Below are 20,371 nucleotides of genomic sequence, written 5' to 3' on the forward strand. Positions count from 1 at the left end.
TTTTGGAGTTGAATAATTTATCTATCAAAGAGGAATCGGCATCATTTTGTCAATTGTTAATTGAAGAATCCTCACTACTCAGGTGTGTCTACAGAGGAAGCGTGCCGTCTATCTGATGCCCGATGTTCAAGCCGAATTCTTGCCTCGGCAATATCCATGTGACTCAATATCCCTATCGGCCGGGATTGATGATCCAGCACCGGGGCCTGTTTCACATCTTTCATGTACAACACCCGTAAGGCTTCGCGCACGGCCTGTCCCTCATGAAGGGCCGCGACCTCATGCTTGGCGATCGTGTCGACGGACTCACCAAAATCCTGGCCATGGGTCATGGCCCGATAGACATCCGTTTTTGTCAGAATGCCGGTCATTTTTCCTTCCGCATCCACGATGGGCAACAAGGTCTGTGAACCATTTCCAAAGGCCAGGATCGCCTCATTGATCGTGGCGGCTTCCGGAAGACACGGTGCGGATTGTTTCATCACGGCTTCGACGGGAGAGGAGAGCAGTTCCGTCGTCCACCGTGTTTCGCCCAATACGTCTTCTTGAGGTCCTCGTTGCGCCGTATAGCGGAGAATCCCGCTCAGACTTTGGAAGCTCCCGACGAATGCTTTGAATTCCTTAGAATTAAACACCATGATCGTAGCCGCCGTTTTGGCCGTCACCGTGACGCGCCGCACCACACCATATAAAAAAGATCCTTCTCCAAAATGATCTCCCGGAATCAGTTCGTCACGCCATAGCACTTCGCCATTTTCATGGTATCGCACGGCTTCTAGTGACCCTTTCTCAACCACATAGAAGGCGGAACCTTCTTCTCCCTGTCGGAAAATCACATCGCCCGGTTCCACATGCAGGCGCGCAATCTTTTGCGTTTTTTTCAGGTCCAGGTAATTCAGATCCGGCGGGAAAAAAAGTTCAAAGGTCCAATCGACCATGACCCGCAGCTTGCGGTCGAGTCCAGGCAATTTCAGTAGATGAATGGTCCGGGTCAACCACCATGCAAAAAATCCGCTGAACCGGAACCCGAAAATCGAGCAGACGCCCTTATGGTGGCCGATGGTCGCCATTTGGCCCAGCGTTTTGTAGCGGAAGGGACGAAGGGGTTTGCCAGATGAGGATAGGGCGATGTTCTCGGCCGCATGCCGGCCAAGTTTGATCGCGAATTGAGCCGTCGGCGGTGCTTGATTCCCATAGCCATCCGGATTGGCCGCTCCATCTCCAATGCCCCATACATGAGTAAATCCCTTGAGGCGTAGAAACTCGTCGGTGATGAGCCATCCCTTGGCATACTCAGCTGACAATTCTGTCAGGACCGGATTCGGGGCGTTTCCAATCGTACAGATCGGATTCTGTGATTCGAGGCGGGTGCCATCATGTAGCCGGATATATCCTGCGCTGACAGAGGATGCCCGTCGGTTCAGCAGGACCGTCATTCCGCGCGATTCAAGAGACCGTTGAGCAAAACGTCCGAGGTCTTCGTCCAGTTCAGGGAGTAGATATGGGCCCGAATGCACCAGAGTAACTTGCAGTTCCGACGGGTCAAATGCGGGATAAAATCGTCTGGCATCTTGCAACAAATCAAGAATTTCACCAGCGGTTTCGACACCGCTATATCCACCACCGACGACCACGAAATGGAGGAGGGACTGCCGAATATCCGGGTTTGGCTCAAGATCCGCCTCTTCAAGACGTTTAATGATATGTTCCCGGATTCCCAGTGCATCAGCCAGCGTCTTCAAAAATAACCCGTGCTCCATCATGCCCGGTATCGCACGGAGATTGGTGCTGCTTCCCAACGCGATGACCAGGTGTTCCGCTTCGACGGGTTTCAGCCTTATCCCCTCCTCGGCATTGAATTCGATTCGTCGTTGCTGCAGATCGATGGTCGTGACTTCGGCACGTTGCACCATGCAGCGGCGCAGCGCCAGTCGAATGGGGTTCATGACATGGCGCGGTTCGATCCCCGCTCCGATCACCTCCGAAAGAAAGGGTTGGTAGACGAAATAGTTTTCCGCGCTAACCAGAAGGACGCGTTTGGCCGTGTCTTTCCCCCAAAGTTTTTCGAGTCGACGGGCGCAGGCCAGACCGGCAAAGCCTCCACCAAGAATGACGACTTCCCATTTCGTGTGCATACCGCTTATGGCCTTTTCCCCCTGCGATCAGATGCTGGAATTACAGCTGTGTGATGGGGATCAGCATCCTCATCATTGCTTGATTTCGACTGAAATACTCCCGAGTGTATCATGCTTTTTACACCCAATTCTCCTTTAAGAGAACTAGGAGATTCCCTAGTTTTCCGGTGTAGGGCCCGTGATCACCTTCACCCATTTGTATAGCCCGTCCGCCAAAGGAAATTTAACCTTCGCTTGCCGGGCCTTCGCTAAAACAGCTAGATTTTCTCCATAATGACCGTATTTATGGCCGGAAAAAAGAACGCTTCGTCAAAGTGTGAAAGGCCGGACCACACTCATAGTGTGGCTCCTCGTCTGCCGGTTCAGCTGTCGCTGAAGCAGGCGATTCAGGATCATACCGACGGTAAGGAAATGCGGTATGTCGATTGAACTCAATCACACCATCGTCCCGGCGTATGACAAAGTGGCCTCGGCAAAATTCTATGCGAAAATTTTCGGACTCGCGTTCGAGGAAGGAACGGTCGGGTATTTTGCGCCGCTACGGATCAATAAGACGCTCACGTTTGATTTTGATGATGACTATGATGACACGTTCGATGCCCATCACTATGCATTCAAGGTGGGTGAAGACGATTTCGACAGGATCTTCGGTCGCATTCAGGCCGAAGGTATTCCGTATGGAAGCGAACCCACAGCACGGGAGAACATGACCATCAACCACCGGGGTGGGGGACGCGGCGTGTACTTTTGCGACCTGAATGGGCACGTTCTCGAACTCCTCACGGTGGGGTAGAGCACTCCAAAGGGTTATATGTTAAACACCAAGATGTATTATGCTCCATTAAAATTATTTGGCCGGATAAGTGAGAACGGTCATTTTACATAACTTGTCTTCTTTGGTTCATGCCCATTGGATATACTGGTCCTTCAGACATTCGTATAATTAAATTGTAAAGTTCATCGTCCTTGAGTCCCCCTCCTTTGTATGGCTTTGTTTCGAAGAGGAATAAAGACGGAGGGGCGGAGGGGAGGTAGCCTCTGCACAGCACTGAATGGCTGATCCCATCGTGGCTTCTCGAGGGTACCAGGACTCTACCTCACCTTGCCTCTCCTTACAAAGGAGAGGAATTCAAAGTAGATTGAATTCCAAAAAGGATTAGGAGACTGGCGGGTTATCCTGGAAAACCCGGATGCGTTGATATACTTTGTGGATTGGTCGAGGAGGGATTGATGGGGAATGCTCGTTCAGATGCGCTTGTGCTGTTCGGAGCCACAGGCGATCTCGCGTATAAAAAAATTTTCCCGGCGCTTCAAGCCATGATTCAACATGGGAAGGTTGACGTGCCGATTGTCGGTGTCGCGCGAGGCGGCAAGGACGTGGAGCATCTCCGACAGCGAGTCCGGGACAGTTTGGAAAAATTCGGCGGTGGGGTCGATGAGACGGCATTTGCAAAACTTTCTAATTGGCTCAGATATGTTGATGGGGATTATCAGGAGGAAGACACCTTTACCCGTTTACGTCAGACTCTAGACACTGCGCAACACCCCCTCTTTTATTTGGCCATCCCTCCGACTCTGTTTCCCGCGGTGGTGGAAAGTTTAGGGAAGTCAGGTTGTGCCTCCGGCGCACGTGTCGTCGTGGAAAAACCCTTCGGACGTGATCTGGCCTCCGCTCAAGCTCTAAATCATACCCTGCGTGGCGTCTTTGATGAGTCGGCAATTTTTCGTATCGATCATTACCTGGGAAAGGAGTCCATTCAAAACCTGCTGTTTTTTCGTTTTGCCAATTCATTTCTTGAACCCATCTGGAATCGTAACTACGTGGAAAGTGTACAGATCACGATGGCCGAAACATTCGGGGTTGAGGGCCGGGGAAAGTTTTATGAGGAAACCGGTGCGATCCGTGACGTCGTCCAGAATCACCTGCTGCAGGTCGTTGCCAACCTGGCCATGGAGCCACCTGTCCGTGCCGATGGAGAGGCCGTCCGCGATGAACGGGTTAAGGCATTCAAGGGCATCCGGTCACTTACCGGGAAATCTCTGGTACGTGGACAGTTTCGGGGCTATCGCGAGGAGCCCGGGGTGAGGCCGGACTCGAAGACCGAAACCTTTGCTTCGATGCAGATTCACATCGATTCGTGGCGTTGGGAAGGGGTGCCCTTTTTTATTCGCACGGGGAAATGCCTGCCGGTGACCGCAACGGAAGTGTTGGTCAGACTGAAACATCCGCCTCATCAGCTTTTCGAGGACACTCGATCAGAGGCATCGAACCATGTCCGTTTCCGGCTTGGCCCTGATCGGGTCGCAATCGCAGTGGGAGCCCGGGCGAAGAAACCTGGCGAGCGAATGACGGGTGAAGACATCGAGCTGTACGTCTGTCGGCAAGAAGGTGATGAACAGGGAGCCTATGAACGCCTCATTGGTGATGCGATGGAGGGAGACACGGCATTATTTGCAAGGGAAGACGGAGTCGAGGAGGCCTGGCGCATTGTGGACCCGATTGTGAAGATGTCCACTCCCGTTTTTGAATATGCACCGGGGACTTGGGGTCCTAATGAAGCTCAGGCCCTCACGGCGAATATCGGGGGATGGCATAACCCGATAGAGGAGGAGTAAATCGACATTCTCTTATTCACATCCCGTCCGGTCTAGCCATCCAAAAAGGTCTTCCTCACTCAGGTTTTTTCTGCCTCGCAAAGCGGCAATAGATAAACGGCTGCGTGTTACCCCCCGGCGTCATGTGAAGCTCTTCGAATGACTCAATAAAGACAAAGTGGCTTCCGATGGCTAAAGTCAAAAATTCAGGGGAATACCGAACGACCGGTAACCCGCTGCATGTTGGTGGAGCCTCATATCCAAACGTCGCAATGATCACGTGACCCTGCGCGCTCACAGCCCTGTTCATGGTCTCGCAGTATTTTTCCCGATCCTCCGCCTCCGTCAGGAAATGAAACACGGCTCGATCGTGCCACACATCATATGTCCTGGATGAACGAAAATCAGTGATATCGGCTTCGATCCAAGTCACGAGATCCGCGCGATAGCCTAATCTGGCTTTGGCCCGCGCCAAAGCGGAGGAAGAAATATCGAGTACGGTGATGTGATCGAAATCCTGCTCGAGGAGATGGTCGACCAGTGTGGAATCGCCTCCTCCCACGTCGATGAGGTTTCCGGTTTTTGGAACGCCTGTGGCCTGAATCAGATTCAATGATAGGGTAGGGTGGGCTTGATACCAGCCTAACTCTTCTGTGGCCGTGTCCCGATACACGTCTTCCCAATGTGCTTTTGTGTCCATGGGGCACCTCTGTGGTTAGGACCGGATGATGCGATTCACGGCATGAAAGAATCCGCCCATCAGTTTGGCGAGGGTCATTTGCTTAATTTCCGATAGCAGGGATCGATCGAGAGCGGTCGTATCTGCATTCAATGAAAATCCAACCCATTCAAACGCTTTTGTAAACAGGTCATTGCTGTTTGTGTGCGCGGTTTTTTTTATCGTATTGTTTGATTCAAGGTCTGATGGTGTCTCTGACGACCTTCATATACGGTATTGGATTTATTGCATCATTCTATGGGTTGCCGGATCCAGCTGTTGGGGTATTTTGTTTTGTATAAGTCTGTCACATCTCAGCTCCACGAGTTCTCCTGATGCTGGACATGGCTCACGATGTGGAGCCTTCCGACGTCGTTGATGGTTCGACCTTGAGCCAAGCGTTGAATACTTTAAATCCCAGTGCCAACACGACGGCACCGACGAACAAACCGATGATACCGGACATTAACAGCCCACCGATCGCCCCCATGAATATCACGATCATCGGCACGTCGAGACCGCGGCCCAGCAACAAAGGCTTCAAAAAGTTATCAAGCAACCCGGTAAAAATACTCCAGATTAAAAACAATACTGCCGGGAGCGTGTCACTGGTCGAAAATATATAGACCACAGCCGGACCCATGATGAGCATGGGTCCGATTTGAACAATGCATAGAATCAGGGCGAGCACTGTCCATAACCCTGCAAGCGGCACTCCGGCCACGACCAGACCGAGACCAACCGCACTTGACTGAATCAGGGCTACGCCAAGAACTCCTCGCACGACACTGCGCATGGTGGCTTCGGCAAGGTCTACCAGTTCTCCCCCTTGCTGGCCGGCTAACCGCCTGCCAATGGCCCTTGATAATCGATAGCCCTCTTCTGAATAGGCCAAAAATACTCCGGCTAAAACCACCGCCACAATGACTTTCACAATATTGAGTCCGACCGTGGCGGCCGCTCCCAAAAGCGGAGAGACAAATGCACGCAGTTGCGGGGTGATGTGTTGAATAGCGACCTCAAGATTTTCAGACGCCATGCCCCAGACCTTTTCTATCGAAGCGCCGATCACCGGCCAATCTTTGATCCCTTGAGGCGGCGGCGGTATGACTAGAAGGCCTTGACGTAATTGATCGGAGACCACCCGGAGATTATCGATCAGCACCGTGACCAGAAACACCACGGGAAAAACCAGGATCACCAGTAAAGCCACGGTCATCAAAGTGGCCGCCAGCCAATTCCGTTCTGTTACCCAGTGACGCACCCAGCCATAGATCGGAAAGGTTCCCACGGCAATAATGATCCCCCACACAATGGGACCCACAAACGGGTGGATGATCTCAAAGCACCAGACAATGAGTAGAGCCACCAGGCCGATTTTTGTGACCGCTTCCAGTGCACTTTTGGTAATTTCATCCTGGCGCATGAGGCTTCAAGATATGTCGATGGGGCTTAGCTGTTTTGAGCGCAATTATCGTTGAAGGACAATGGAGAAGGGCAATTCGTCGTTGATTTTATATGGATCTGTGGTTCTTTGTTTTGAGCGAATACCATTGGAAGAGGCGTGTCGCAGATCTTAGATTATTCCTCATGACGAATCCAATTGGTAGAGGCAGGGTAGGGGACAGATCTTTATTGAACGCGCTTCACAAGATTTTCTCGCCGGACTGACGGCTGCTCATCTCGAGCATATTTAATAAGCCAGCTTATTTGAGCGCTTCTGCCCCGCCGACGATATCCATGAGTTCCTTTGTAATAGCCTCTTGACGGCTTCTGTTATATTTCAGGCTGAGTTGCTTGATGAGTTCACCCGCATTGCGGGTAGCACCATCCATGGCCGCCATTCTGGCGGCTTGTTCTGCGGCCGATGATTCCAATAATATCCGGAAAACCTGCCCCTGCGCATACTTAGGAAGAAGGGCCGAGAGTAATTCCTCCTGATCGGGCTCATACAGATACCCGCCTCCGGTTTGCGATTCCGCCACTCCAAATTCTTCCAGCGGTTCAATAGGAAGAACTTTTTCCACCACCACTTGTTGTTGAACGATGTTTTTAAACTCATTATAGACGATATAGCCCTCGTCAAAGACCCCATCGGTAAACGCGTCTACTGCAGCCAACCCGACTTCGAGTGCATGCTCATAGGTCAATCGTTCAAAGACATTCACATTTTGATCGCGAATGGGCCAATGACGGCGGCGAAAATATTCGCTCGCTTTTCGCCCGACGACTCCGACGATGACCTTTGCCCCTCTTCCCTCGCATTCATGAATCACCTGGATTGCTTTGCGAAAGACATTCATATTGAATCCTCCGCACAAACCACGGTCGCTTGACACCACGGTCACTTGAATAATGTTAACCGTGCGCTTTTGAAACAGGGGGTGGACCGACTGATTGACCCGACCGCTCAGGTTGGCCAGTACACGGCGCAATTCCTGTCCATAAGGGCGAAAGGCCAGAATTCGTTGCTGCGCACGGCGGAGTTTGGATGCAGCTACCAGCTTCATGGCCTTGGTGATTTTTTGCGTGTTCTTAATTGAACCGATTTTGCGGCGCAGGGCTTGTAGGTTTGCCATCCTCTCTCCTTTCCTAAACTAAATAGGATCTGGTGAACGGAACCATGAGCGGCTTCCTTTATCTCTTTTGAAACTTGGGGAGCCTCCCATGTTACAAATTGGGAAGCCTCCGCTGCAAACCCCGGAAGGCAGAACGTTCAACTCCCGATTTCACGCACCTGGCCATGAGTGCGAAAATCTATGGTGTGTGAAAGGCGGGAGCTTGCAGGATAACTTCAGAAAATGCCGCAAGGGAGTTTTCTTACTGGTTCTCAGGGGTGCCTGGCGGCTTTCTTCCTTCCATTGAGTCGGCCAGCAGGATCATTTCACGCCTTGCTCTGCAGGCATACAGTATCTTAGCTTTTCAGGTCAGACTGTATTTCATGGTCTAATGGAACCGGTTCTAAGGGAGAGGAAATCGGCTGCCCCTTGTCCTCGGTGGAGGACCAACCACCGCCCAGGGCTTTATAGAGCTGGACAATGGAACTCAGATGTTGCTGTCTGGTTGAGACCAGGCTCAGCTCAGCCTGAAAGAGATCCCGTTGGGCTGTTAGGACATCCAGGTAAGACGCAAACCCTCCCCGGTAACGCTTGTCCGCGAAATTCAACGCGGACTTGAGTGATGCCACCTGAGATTCCTGGGCTTCGGTTTGCTCTTTGGTCTTTTCGATCGTGATCAACGAGTCCTCAACTTCCCTAAAGGCATTGAGAATGGCCAACTCGTACCGGGCAAGGGCCTGTTGCTCTTTAGCAGTCTCGACCCCGACACCATAGCCAAGTGCCGTCGCGTTGAGAAGCGGACCGGTTAAGGTGCCTGATGCGCCAACAGTCGCAAACGGTCCCGTCCCCATCGAGTTCAACTGAAAGCCGGCTACACCTCCGCCGGCATTGATACTGAATTGTGGAAAACGTTGAGCCTGCGCCACGCCGATGTTGGCGGTTGCCGCGGCAAGTTTTTGTTCCGCTTCAAGAATATCCGGGCGTTGACTCAGGAGACTCGAAGGCAATCCGACCGGCACTTCAGGCGGTAGAGGCTGTTCCGTGAGGACCAACCCGCGGGGGATGGCATTCGGACGATGTCCCAACAAGACGCTGATCCGGTTCTCCGCTTGCACCACCTGTTGCTCCAGATTTGCCAATTGAGCTCTTGTGCCCGCCTGCTCGGCTTCGAAGCGATCCAGATCCAACTTCGAAGCATACCCGTGTTCATATTGCGACCGACTGAGTCTCACGGCTTCGTCCCAGACTTTGAGTGTGCGTTGGGCGATTTGCACCTGAAGGTCAAGGGCACGGAGGACGAAGTAGGATTGGGCTACGTCGCTGACCAGGGCGATAACCACCCCACGCTGGTTTTCAACCCGCGCCAGTAATTCGGCCTGTGTGGCTTCGACATTCCGGCGAATCCGTCCCCAGAGATCGATTTCCCATTTGATGCCGCCCACGAAGGATTGTCTCGAAAAGTCCAGGTCACCCCGTCCACTTTGTCCGCCAGCTTGCCCGGGTATAACGGCCCCGTTTCCAGTGGACAACCCGTTATTCGTATTGTGATAGTACATCCCCTCTCCTTGATACCCGAGGGATGGGGCAAAATCGAATTTGGCGATGACGAGTTGGTTGTTAAACTCCTCAACAGCAGCGGCGGCCACTCGCAGATCAAGATTTTCCTGTAAGGCGGTACGGATCAGTTTCTGCAGTTCTTCATCCTTGAACAATTCCCACCAGGGCATATTGGCGATGGATTCTGAGGTCCCGGGCGCGAGCCGCCAGGAATCGGAGGTCGGAACATCGGGCCGTTTATAATCCGGTCCCATGGTACAGCCCCAGGTGATCAGAAGACTCAACAGGATAGGGAGAGGTCTTCTAGTCATACTAATGACCTCCCTGAATTTTGAATTGAGTCCGGGCTTGTTTGGTTTGTGCAGAAACCAGCGCTTCCTCATTTTCCAATAGCTCGGAATCCTCAATCTCCTGGCCGTCGGGATCCTGGTCAGGGGGATCCTCATGTCGGTGGATCAATCGCTCCACCACATAAAACGAGACAGGGATCAGGAAAATGGCGATAAAACTTGCGGCGATCATCCCTCCGATCACAGTGACGCCCAGAAGGATTCTCCCGTGCGCCCCCGATCCCGAGGAGAGCACAAGTGGAACCACTCCGAATATAAAGGCAAAGGATGTCATAAGGATCGGCCGCAGCCGCAGGCGGGCTCCTGTCAGGGCGGCTTCGACAAGAGATTTGCCCTTTTCATATTCCATTTTGGCGAATTCCACAATCAGGATTGCGTTTTTTGCCGACAGTCCGATGAGCATGACAAGACCGATCTGAGTGAACACGTCGTTTTCCATCCCAAGTGCCCACAAGGCGCCGAAGGCACCGACGACCGCAACTGGCGTACAGATGAGAACGCTGAACGGAAGCCCCCAACTCTCATACTGGGCTGCAAGAATAAGAAAGACAAAGAGGAGGGAGAAACCGAAGATCACGCTGGCCGGGACTCCTTCAGAGGCAACCTTCTCCTGAAAAGACATTCCAATGAAGTCATATCCCATCTCACGGGGCATGGTTTCAGCAAAGACCTCTTCCAGGGCTTGCATCACCTGACCGGAGGTGTACCCGGGGGAGGCCGAAACAAAAACCTGGGCCGACCGGTAGCCGTTAAATCGCATGGTAAATTCCGGACCGGAACTTTTTTCCATCGTCACCAGCGTGGAAAGCGGGACCATCTCGTCGGATTTATTCCGGACGTAAAATTGTCCCACGTTTTCTGCCTTGGTCCGGAATTCCCCTTCAGCCTGTACATATACCTGCCAGACACGGCCGAACCGGTTGAAATAGTTCACCATCACCCCGCCCATAAAGGTTTGCAGGGTTTTATAGACATCTTCAAGTTTTACACCTTGTTTTAGTACTTTGTCCCGATCGACCCGGGCAAAGACCTGTGGCACGGCGGGAATGAAGGTGGTGTTCATGGACGCGATTTCGGGACGCTGTCGACCGGCATCCATGAATGTCTTGAGGTTGTCGGCCAGGAAGGCCACATCCTGTCCGGCCCGGTCTTCGAGAATGAAAGACACCCCGCCCGATGTGCCGACGCCGGGAATGGCGGGCGGTGGGAATAAAAATGCCACGGCTTCGGGCAATTCGGCGAGTTTCTCGTTTACATTTTTGAAAATAGCCTGAAGTTTTTCCTCGGGTGCGGTCCGTTCCTCCCATGGATCGAGGGTGACAAAAAAGAAACCGTTATATGTTGTTTGGACCGTGCTTAACAGACTAAACCCTACGATGGTGCTTACAAATTGAATGCCGGGAGTTTCCGCAAGAATGGCTTCTATTTTCTTGCAGACTTCATCCGTTCGTTGCAGGGAGGCCGCCAACGGCAGTTGGACGTTTAAATAGACATACCCCTGATCCTCTATCGGGAGAAATCCGGTTGGAAGTTTGGCCCCAAGCAGACCGGCTCCTACCGCAGCTACAAGCAAAAAGATCATCGCGCGGCCCGACTTACGAATCAAGTGGTGGCAGTATCCGACATACCCGTCGGTGGCACGCCCGAACCAATGGTTAAACCATGTGAAAAATGCCCCCATCGGACCTCTGGAAGGAGTTCTTGGCCTCAGAATCATCGCGGAAAGCGCGGGGCTGAGCGTCAAGGCATTAAAGGCGGAGATGATCACCGATAACGCAATTGTGAGTGCAAACTGTTGGTAGAGTCGTCCCGTAATTCCTGGAATGAACGCGGTGGGTACAAAGACTGCCGCGAGAATCAGTGCGATCGCGATCACCGGCCCGGAAACTTCCTCCATAGCTTTCCTGGTCGCATCTTTAGGGGATAGGCCATTCTCGATATGATGCTCCACCGCCTCGACCACCACGATGGCATCGTCTACCACGAGCCCGATGGCCAGGACCAGTCCGAATAACGAGAGCGTGTTGATCGAGAAATCCAACAACGGGAAGATGGCGAAGGTCCCCACCAGCGAGACAGGTACGGCCAACAGAGGAATGAGCGTGGCCCGCCATCCTTGTAGAAAAATGAACACGACAATAATCACGAGCACCACGGCTTCAAAGAGGGTATGCACGATTTCATTAATTCCCTCCCTAACCGCCAGGGTGGTGTCCAGGGAAACGGCGTAATCAAGATCATCGGGAAACCGCTCTTTCATCTCCTCCATCAGCTTTTTCGCCCGATCTACCGTTTCAATCGCATTGGACCCCGGCAGCTGATAGACGGCAATGAGCGCACTGGGCTTTCCGTTGAGACGGCCGATCATACTGTAGGTTTGCGCGCCTAATTCCACTCGGGCCACATCCTTCAGCCGGATAATAGATCCGTCGGGATCGGCCCGAATGATGATTTGTCCAAACTCCTCCTCGTTAAGCAGGCGCCCTTGTGATCGAACCGTATAGGTGAATTCCTGACCTTGGGGAACCGGTTGAGCTCCGATTTGACCGGCAGGGTTGACCGTGTTCTGCTTTTTGATGGCGTCGAGGATCTCGGTAACGGTAATGCCCAATTTGGCGAGATGATCGGGTTCCACCCAGAAGCGCATGGCATACTGGCCCGCCCCGAAGATCGTAACCTGCCCGACCCCGGGTACGCGTGAGAGTGGATCGTTCATATTGACATACGCATAGTTGGCCAGAAAGATCTCGTCATAGGTGCCATTCGGGGAGTATAAGCTGAAGAGCATCAGGGGGCTGGTGGTGGATTTTTTGATGGTTACCCCGTAATTCCTCACGTCGGTGGGCAACTGGGATTCGGCCTGCATGTAGCGCATCTGTGTCAGGATTTGGTCGTCGTTAGGGATGGTGTTGACGTCGAAGTTCACTCGCAACGTCATTTGCCCGTTACTGGCATTCGTGGAGTACATGTAGATCGAGTTGTCCACTCCTGCCATCTGCTGTTCGATGGGGGTAGCCACCGATTGTTCGACGGTGACCGCGTCGGCCCCGACGTAGGTGCCCTGCAGTTGGATTTCCGGAGGCGCGATGTTAGGGAATAAGGCTATGGGGAGTTGCACCATGGCGATCAGGCCGAGAATCGTCATGATGATTGAGATGACGATGGCGACGATCGGCCGGTCAATGAAGAATTTTGCCATGAGTATTAGGTCGCGGGGGGTTGTTCGGGAGTATTCTCAACGTCGGGTTCTGATCCTTCCGAAATCATTTTTGGTGTGACTATCATTCCTTCCCGAATCTTGAGAAGTCCCTCGACGACGACCATCTCGCCAGGTTGAAGGCCCTCGTCGATCAGCCAGAGGGAATCGATCCTGGGCCCCAGAGTCACTTTTCGAAATGCTACTTTGTTTTCTTCTCCGATCACCGCGACTTGATAGGTGCCCTGGAGTTCCTGGATGGCTCGTTGCTGGACCAACAGTCCTCCGGGGCGGGTTTCGATGGGAATTCGTACCTTGGCAAAAAGGCCTGGACGCAGGAGGTTCCCGGGATTCGGGAAATAACTGACGATGGTGATCGTCCCCGTCTTGACGTCAACCTGGCGGTCAGCGAGGACCGCTCTTCCTTTATGTGGGTACACGCTTCCATTGGCAAGAATCAGCTGGAGGTCATGGGAGGGATTGAATTGTTCCTGTCCGCCGGCCTTTTCGATCCGGTCGGCGAGTTTTAGGTACTCCTTTTCGCTGATGGGAAAGTTGACTTTGATCGGGTCCACTTGAGAAACGGTCGTCATGGACGTATTTTCAAGGATGAGGTCGCCGATTTGCGACGTGGCGATTCCTGCTATTCCATTGATCGGCGACGTTATACGGGTCCAACCATAGTTCAATTGCGCATTATCAAGCTTAGCCCGGGCGGAAGCTACTGAGGCCCGGTTGGCAGCACTTGCCTGTCTGGCATCATCCAGTTCCTTCTGGCTGATCGCGCCTTCTGCGGCAAGGGGAGTGTTCCGTTTGACGTCTAGCAGGCTCTTTTTAAAGGCGGCTTCCGCCCGGGCAAGTTCGGCCTTCGCTTGATCCAGGGCGGCTTTGTACGGTCGTGGGTCGATGGTAAACAACAGGTCGCCGGCCTTCACCACGGACCCTTCGGTGTAATTGCGTGACAACAGATAGCCCTGAATTCTGGCACGAATCTGGGCATTCACGAATCCGACGGTGGTTCCCACCCATTCCCCGTAAATCGGTACGTCCTTTTGTACCACTTCAGCGACCAGCACCTCAGGCGGCGGCGGCGTGGATTCTACCTCTTTGCGGTCACATCCAAAGATTATCCCAACCAGAAGGTATACCAGCAGTAGACCTAACCCTCGTTTGAAATAATGCAAGGCAGGGTGTGTGAGCTTGTCAAAATTTAAAGAATTTTGGTTCGGGAAGGGAGTCGATAAGGGGTGTCTTGTCAATTCTATCTCCCAGATATTCAGTTATCTTCCTATGCAGGAAATAATACAAGCCATCTATTCTTTCATGATTGAGGTTCTAACCTCAAGTAAGCACCTGACTATTTTGAATTTGGGGTTTTTTATCCCGGATGGCGGATGTGTTTATTCTTGGCCGAGAATTGGGCAAGGGAGTGACGGGATTCATGCCCCGTGTCCTCTCCCTCCTTCTATTGGATATCCTGAAAGATCGATGGTCATCCGTTGACATTTTTCCTTTAACTTACGACCATAGCTATTATACTGCTGCGGTTAACCTTATACCGGAGTCTCTTCTCATGACCTCTCTCACACAACGACCTGTCTGGAAATCTCTCGAAAAACATTTTCAACTGCTCAAAGGGCTCCACCTGCGCAATCTATTTAGCGATGATCCTGTGAGAGGGCAACGCATGAGTATGGAGGCCGAGGGGATCTATCTGGATTATTCGAAAAACCTGATCGCCGGGGAGACCCTGCTCTTACTACGTGAACTGGCCGAAAGCGTGAATTTGCAGGACCGTATTCAGGCGATGTTCCGGGGGGACAAAATTAATACTACTGAGCAGCGTGCGGTCCTTCATATCGCCCTCAGAGCGTCCCGGAACACATCCATCGTTGTGGACGGTAGGGATGTGGTGCCGGATGTTCATGCCGTGTTGGATCAAATGGCGGACTTTTCCACACGCGTCAGACGCGGGGAGTGGAGGGGGTATTCGGGGAAATCCATTCGGAACATTATCAATATCGGTATCGGGGGTTCGGACCTTGGACCGGTGATGGCCTATGAAGCTCTTAAGCATTACAGCGACCGTGAACTGACTGTCCGGTTCGTTTCCAACATCGACGGAACGGACCTGGCTGAGGCAACAAGAGATCTTGACCCTGCGGAGACCCTTTTCATTGTCTGTTCAAAAACCTTTACCACCATCGAAACTCTCACGAATGCGCAATCCGCCCGGGACTGGTGCCTGAAGGCCCTTCATGACCAACAGGCCATAGCCAGACATTTTGTGGCCGTTTCCACAAACCGCAATGAGGTCCAGAAATTTGGCATAGACCCGGCTAATATGTTCGGATTCTGGGATTGGGTTGGTGGGCGGTATTCACTGGATTCGGCTATCGGGCTTTCGCTGATGATCGCGATCGGGCCTGACCATTTCCGGGACATGCTCTCCGGATTTCGGGCAATGGATGCGCATTTCCAAACCGCGCCGTTCGAGAAAAATCTTCCGGTGCTGCTCGGTCTTCTCGGTGTCTGGTACGTCAATTTTTTTCAGGCCGAAACCCATGCCATCCTTCCCTACGATCAATACTTGTGGCGGCTCAGCGCGTATTGCCAGCAACTTGATATGGAGAGCAACGGCAAACGGGTGACATTGGACGGGAATGTTGTGGATTATCAAACGGGGCCGATCATTTGGGGGCAGCCCGGGACCAACGGCCAGCATGCTTACTATCAATTGATTCATCAGGGCACCAGACTGATTCCTTGCGACTTCATCGGGTTTTTACGCTCGTTGAATCCCATCGGACCCCATCATGACCTGCTCATGGCCAATTTTTTCGCCCAAACGGAAGCTCTCGCTTTCGGCAAGACCGCCGAGGAGGTGGCCGTGGAAGGCGTTCCGCCGGCCTTAATTCCCCATCGTACCTTTGCCGGGAACCATCCCACGAACACGCTTTTGGCGGAGGAATTGACCCCGGCCATGCTGGGAAAACTCATCGCCCTCTACGAACACAAGGTCTTTGTCCAGGGAACCATCTGGAACCTGAATTCGTTTGACCAATGGGGAGTGGAATTGGGTAAGGTGCTCGCCAAGCGGATAGCCCCTGAACTGACGGTATCACGGGAACCGGAATTGAATCATGACAGCTCTACGAATACCTTGATTCGACGCTATCGGCAGAACCGTCGACCACAGACTTGATGCTCCTATCCTGCATCTTGATCTGTGGGCAGAATTTCTTTATCCATTTTTACGAATATAAAGAGAGGGAATCATCATGCTTAAACCGGTACGTCGAAACATGCTGCGTCATGCTTTGTGCATGTGTCTTGTCGCATCCGGATTGTCCTTAACGGGTGTAAGTGCACCAGAGGCGGTTTGGGCGGAGCTGAATTCAGAGGAAGACCTCCTCATCGATAAGGCCAAGGGAACCTTGGAAAGTTTTCTCTCGGACCCCGACATGCAATGGTTTCGGGAACATATGCGAGAAGCGAGAGGCATGTTGATTGTCCCTCAGTTTTTGAAGGGTGCCTTCTTCATCGGAGGATCCGGGGGAAGTGGAGTTCTCGTCGTTCGGGATGAAAAAACCAATGAGTGGAGCTATCCTGCCTTTTTCACCCTGGGAGGCGCCAGTATCGGATTACAATTCGGGGGGCAGGCCTCGGAGGTAGTCTTGCTTGTCCTTACTCAAAAGGGGGTCGATTCCATGATGAGCACGACCATGAAATTAGGAGCCGATGCCTCCATTGCGGTGGGACCGATCGGAAGAGGCATGGAAGGATCGACGGCGCCGAATTTGAGCGTTGATCTCATCTCCTTTTCTAAAGCCAAGGGTCTGTTTGCGGGTATTTCTTTGGAAGGCGCGGCCGTGGCGGCCAGAGATGCCATGAATACCAGCTATTACAAGGCTCCGACCAAAACGGTTGACATTCTCATACGCCGGAACGTTTCTAATCCGAAAGCGGACCCGTTACTGGCTGTTGTGAAGAATGCCACAAAAGTCGATTAATCCTTCTCGGCGTTTACACGTTGAACAATTATTCGTTGGCTCCTGATCTTCAACGCCCAGGTTTTTTCCTTCCGATCTTGCCAGGAGGAACGGTTGAGATGGAGTGCGCTTTTTTCCCCTCTTTGAACAGTATTGGTCTTTAGGGAACAGTTTAACCTTGAGCCATTCCTCAACGTGTTCATTTTGAGATGGCGGGTTTGGGTGTGTTTCGCCCATCACGAAGCCGTTGGGCTAATTTATCCGCCCAATATTCAAACGCCTGGTGGACATCGTCCCAGGAATCCATGGATCCATCCAGAGTTCGCCCACCAACCCGACGATCCGCAGCTGCCATCAACAAAGTTCCCGTGTTCCCATCGGTTAATTTGGCTTCAACGCTGGCCCGTCCCACAAAGGCCTGTGTCCCAGTCGCCAGGCTTTTCGCTCCGGACACCATGCCGGCGGGCGGAAGAATGGTCGACACAATATCCATGCCGACCTCCGAGGGTTCGGCCTCCGTCAGAGCCAGTTCAATTCGTAATGCACCAGGAATGAGCTTGGGAACCACCAGGAAATCCTCTTTCAGCTTCCAGATGACTTTTGAGCGCAGATCATCGGCGAGTCTGTGCAGTTCTTCCTGGGGAACCTTGGATTTCCTGGACATCAACACGATGGCCGGTTCCACATACACGGCCTGATAGACTGAAAAATCGGCTTGCGGGTTTTTGTATATGAGGAGAGCCTCCCCTTCCTTTCCCGGTTGGAGAATCGAGTAATCTCCCAGAAAGCCCGAGGTTTCCACTTCCCTGGCTTGTTCCGTTTGGGCACAGCCAACGATTCCTGTCATCACGAGCAGAACCCACATGATGAACCGCAACTCTCCTAACCTGAGACCTCTCTGCCATTGTCGTTCCCCATTATCACGACAGGGTTGAGCAGTTCGATTGAGAGTCGACTTTGGAATGTCCTTTTTCATCGGAAATCCTTTCTGGTTCATCATGTACCCATCTATCTGAACAAAACTCTGCGATCAACTATACCCTCTCTACTTCACCCGGATTCTAATGTGTTCCTACTTCTTTAGTAAAACAACGCACCACTCAGGAAGACTGTAGGGTATTCGTCTGCTGGAGAGCCAATGAAGCGATTGTTTGAGGAGGTGTTGAAGCAGGTAGAAAAAGCATCTGGAGTGGTTGTGCCTATGACTTCACGACTATTGCAGGCATGGTGGTAGTTAGCTACAGTGCGTTCCGTCGGTGGATGGGGTGTTCATGTTCTGCCTAGGTGAGGAGCAGTGCTTTCGTCAGAAGAGTGAGCCTTTGTTCGATGCCCAAATCAAGACCTGACCGCATTCTTCTCATTGTGTGGGGCCTGTGGCTGATTCTGGTGCCTCTGAGTGGAACGCTCGCACAGTCACCCGGACAGCATCCACTTGAGCCGCCGGACACCTCCAGTCCCAGGGCGACGTTGCGGAGTTTTATCATGACCATGCAAGAGGCCTCAGAGGCCTTCAATGCCCTGATCACTACCTATCATAGCCAGCCTGGACTATATTTTTCTCCTGCCGGTCAGGCGCAACATGTCCGTTTGCAGTCCTTTTTGATACGGGCACGGCGAACCCTCAATCTGTCAGAGGTGGCCCCGACTGTGAAAGAAAAATTCGGGTTGGACTCCCAACTATTGCTCAAAGAGATCTTTGATCGCATCGAACTCCCCCCTCTTGAATCGGTGCCTGATGCTGGAGCCATGACGATGGCAGGAGTCGACCAGTGGCGGATTCCTCACACCGAGATGGTCATTGCGCGAGTGAAAGAAGGATCCCAGGCAGGAGAGTTTCTCTTTTCCAACGCCACCCTTAAGCGTCTTCCAGAGTTCTATGAGAAGGTTAAGGCTTTACCGTACAAACCAGGATCCTGGGAAGGCGTGTACGAGTTTTATACGACCATTGGCCATTCACGATGGGTCCCCTGGAAACTGACAGACCGACTTCCACCCTGGGCTAAAGCCAAAGTTGGAGACCAAGCTCTTTGGCGATGGATCGTATTCGGATTGGCCGTTGTGAGCGTGTGGTCGATTCTGATCATTTTGGCTCGTTGGCGTCGAGGAAGAGCAGAAGTCCATCCGATTCGCGAGAACAGTCGCCGTCTGGTGATGATGGTGTCGGTGGTTGTCGCTGCCTGGTTCCTGGATTTTTTAAAAGATGCCATCAATGTTACGGGTGGGGTAAACGACATCATTGCCACAGTCCTTGGCGCGGTGTTCTATCTTACGGCCGCGTGGGGCATTATTCTGGTTGGGAATATTGCGGCAGAGTGTATCATTGCCTCCCCGAAGGTTAAGGAGCGGAGTTTGGATGAAGCGATGGCCCGGCTGACCACCAGGATACTGTCCTTGACTTTCGCCGTGGTGTTTACGCTGTATGGTGCGCATGCATTGGGGTTGCCGGTCTTGCCGTTGCTTGCCGGTCTCGGCGTCGGCGGTCTGGCTCTGGCTCTGGCTGCTCAGCCGACGATTGAGAATTTTATCGCAGGGCTTACCCTGTTTGCCGACCGGCCGGTGAGGGTGGGCGAATTCTGTCGGTTCGGTGACACGATAGGAACCGTGGAAGAAATTGGAATACGGTCGACCAGGATTCGGACGTTGGATCATACGATCGTATCGGTATCCAATTCCGATTTTGCCAAAGCGAGATTGGAAAATTATTCGGCACGCGGGAAAATCTGGTATCATCCGCGGATCAAGCTTCGCTATGAAACGACGCCGGATCAGGTCCGATACATCCTGGTCGAGATTCGAAAGCTTCTGTATGCCCATCCCAAAGTTCATCAGGATCCCGCCAGGATCCGGTTTGTCCAATTCGGGGAGTGTTCGCTTGACCTGGATGTGTTCGCCTACATCGATACGACCGACTACGGCGAGTTTCTCGAGATTGCCGAGGATATCAACTTGCGGATTATGGACATCGTTAAGGCCGCCGGAACAGAGTTGGCCATCCCCGCGCAGATTGAGTATAAAATAGACAAAGAACCGCTGGATGAAACTCAGATCCGGAAGACTGAGAATTGTGTTCAGGAATGGCGTACCCAGCACGCCTTGTATATTCCCACATTCCCGCCCGAAAAGATTAACGAGTTACGGGATTCCCTGGATTATCCGCCGGAGGGCTCAGCCGGCGCCCAAAGGGCTCCCCGCCAGGGGGAGGCGTAGTCCGCCCATACGGACAACAACCAAAATTTTTTAGTGGCATCCTTTTCTGTGTACACTTTTGGG

General features: G+C 52.5%; 13 protein-coding genes. 5 read left to right on the forward strand and 8 right to left on the reverse strand.

Annotated features, from left to right (window positions below):
* Window positions 1-74: 74 nt before the first annotated feature.
* Window positions 75-2,135: an FAD-dependent oxidoreductase gene (locus H6750_05930; GenBank protein MCB9773849.1), complete on the reverse strand. Its 2,061-nt coding sequence runs from the start codon at window positions 2,133-2,135 to the stop codon at window positions 75-77.
* A 418-nt stretch (window positions 2,136-2,553) separates the two neighbouring features.
* On the opposite strand from H6750_05930, the gene H6750_05935 reads away from it, so the two are divergent.
* Window positions 2,554-2,928, forward strand: a complete 375-nt coding sequence (locus H6750_05935; GenBank protein MCB9773850.1) for a VOC family protein — start codon at window positions 2,554-2,556, stop codon at window positions 2,926-2,928.
* 437 nt (window positions 2,929-3,365) lie between these two features.
* A complete protein-coding gene (gene zwf / locus H6750_05940) occupies window positions 3,366-4,751 on the forward strand; it encodes a glucose-6-phosphate dehydrogenase (GenBank protein ID MCB9773851.1) in 1,386 nt (461 codons plus the stop codon).
* Window positions 4,752-4,806: 55 nt separating this feature from the next.
* On the opposite strand, the gene H6750_05945 is transcribed toward zwf, so the two are convergent.
* From H6750_05945 to H6750_05970, 6 genes are all read right to left on the reverse strand, one after another.
* Window positions 4,807-5,430 (reverse strand): class I SAM-dependent methyltransferase, encoded by a 624-nt coding sequence (locus H6750_05945; protein ID MCB9773852.1) that lies wholly within the window; start codon window positions 5,428-5,430, stop codon window positions 4,807-4,809.
* 367 nt (window positions 5,431-5,797) lie between these two features.
* On the reverse strand, window positions 5,798-6,874 hold the full coding sequence (locus tag H6750_05950; protein ID MCB9773853.1) for an AI-2E family transporter: 1,077 nt from the start codon (window positions 6,872-6,874) through the stop codon (window positions 5,798-5,800).
* Window positions 6,875-7,154: 280 nt separating this feature from the next.
* The gene (gene atpG, locus H6750_05955) at window positions 7,155-8,027 is read right to left on the reverse strand and encodes an ATP synthase F1 subunit gamma (protein MCB9773854.1); all 873 of its coding nucleotides are present in this window, start codon (window positions 8,025-8,027) and stop codon (window positions 7,155-7,157) included.
* Between the two features lie 335 nt (window positions 8,028-8,362).
* Window positions 8,363-9,874 (reverse strand): efflux transporter outer membrane subunit, encoded by a 1,512-nt coding sequence (locus tag H6750_05960; protein MCB9773855.1) that lies wholly within the window; start codon window positions 9,872-9,874, stop codon window positions 8,363-8,365.
* Window position 9,875: 1 nt separating this feature from the next.
* Window positions 9,876-13,112 carry a multidrug efflux RND transporter permease subunit gene (locus tag H6750_05965; protein ID MCB9773856.1) on the reverse strand — a complete coding sequence of 1,079 codons (3,237 nt, stop codon included), beginning with the start codon at window positions 13,110-13,112 and terminating at the stop codon, window positions 9,876-9,878.
* Between the two features lie 5 nt (window positions 13,113-13,117).
* Entirely contained in the window at window positions 13,118-14,368 is a 1,251-nt protein-coding gene (locus tag H6750_05970; GenBank protein MCB9773857.1) for an efflux RND transporter periplasmic adaptor subunit, read from the reverse strand.
* Window positions 14,369-14,682: 314 nt separating this feature from the next.
* Between H6750_05970 and pgi the strand changes: the two genes are divergently transcribed.
* On the forward strand, window positions 14,683-16,314 hold the full coding sequence (pgi, locus tag H6750_05975; GenBank protein MCB9773858.1) for a glucose-6-phosphate isomerase: 1,632 nt from the start codon (window positions 14,683-14,685) through the stop codon (window positions 16,312-16,314).
* 76 nt (window positions 16,315-16,390) lie between these two features.
* Window positions 16,391-17,122: a lipid-binding SYLF domain-containing protein gene (locus H6750_05980; GenBank protein ID MCB9773859.1), complete on the forward strand. Its 732-nt coding sequence runs from the start codon at window positions 16,391-16,393 to the stop codon at window positions 17,120-17,122.
* Window positions 17,123-17,300: 178 nt separating this feature from the next.
* Here H6750_05980 and H6750_05985 read toward each other — a convergent pair whose 3' ends face one another.
* Complete coding sequence (locus tag H6750_05985) at window positions 17,301-18,077, reverse strand: DUF3313 domain-containing protein (protein ID MCB9773860.1); 777 nt, start codon at window positions 18,075-18,077, stop codon at window positions 17,301-17,303.
* Window positions 18,078-18,427: 350 nt separating this feature from the next.
* Between H6750_05985 and H6750_05990 the strand changes: the two genes are divergently transcribed.
* The gene (locus tag H6750_05990) at window positions 18,428-20,308 is read left to right on the forward strand and encodes a mechanosensitive ion channel family protein (GenBank protein ID MCB9773861.1); all 1,881 of its coding nucleotides are present in this window, start codon (window positions 18,428-18,430) and stop codon (window positions 20,306-20,308) included.
* Window positions 20,309-20,371: the final 63 nt, after the last annotated feature.

The organism is Nitrospiraceae bacterium, assembly GCA_020632595.1.
Classification (GTDB): domain Bacteria; phylum Nitrospirota; class Nitrospiria; order Nitrospirales; family UBA8639; genus Nitrospira_E.

Excerpts from the sequence above, each read along its gene's own strand:
- H6750_05960 (MCB9773855.1), bottom strand. The coding sequence starts at position 9,874 with ATGACTAGAAGACCTCTCCCTATCCTGTTGAGTCTTCTGATCACCTGG.
- H6750_05985 (MCB9773860.1), bottom strand. The coding sequence starts at position 18,077 with ATGAAAAAGGACATTCCAAAGTCGACTCTCAATCGAACTGCTCAACCC.
- H6750_05990 (MCB9773861.1), top strand. The coding sequence starts at position 18,428 with ATGCCCAAATCAAGACCTGACCGCATTCTTCTCATTGTGTGGGGCCTG.
- pgi (MCB9773858.1), top strand. The coding sequence starts at position 14,683 with ATGACCTCTCTCACACAACGACCTGTCTGGAAATCTCTCGAAAAACAT.
- H6750_05945 (MCB9773852.1), bottom strand. The coding sequence starts at position 5,430 with ATGGACACAAAAGCACATTGGGAAGACGTGTATCGGGACACGGCCACA.
- atpG (MCB9773854.1), bottom strand. The coding sequence starts at position 8,027 with ATGGCAAACCTACAAGCCCTGCGCCGCAAAATCGGTTCAATTAAGAAC.
- zwf (MCB9773851.1), top strand. The coding sequence starts at position 3,366 with ATGGGGAATGCTCGTTCAGATGCGCTTGTGCTGTTCGGAGCCACAGGC.
- H6750_05965 (MCB9773856.1), bottom strand. The coding sequence starts at position 13,112 with ATGGCAAAATTCTTCATTGACCGGCCGATCGTCGCCATCGTCATCTCA.
- H6750_05935 (MCB9773850.1), top strand. The coding sequence starts at position 2,554 with ATGTCGATTGAACTCAATCACACCATCGTCCCGGCGTATGACAAAGTG.
- H6750_05930 (MCB9773849.1), bottom strand. The coding sequence starts at position 2,135 with ATGCACACGAAATGGGAAGTCGTCATTCTTGGTGGAGGCTTTGCCGGT.
- H6750_05980 (MCB9773859.1), top strand. The coding sequence starts at position 16,391 with ATGCTTAAACCGGTACGTCGAAACATGCTGCGTCATGCTTTGTGCATG.
- H6750_05950 (MCB9773853.1), bottom strand. The coding sequence starts at position 6,874 with ATGCGCCAGGATGAAATTACCAAAAGTGCACTGGAAGCGGTCACAAAA.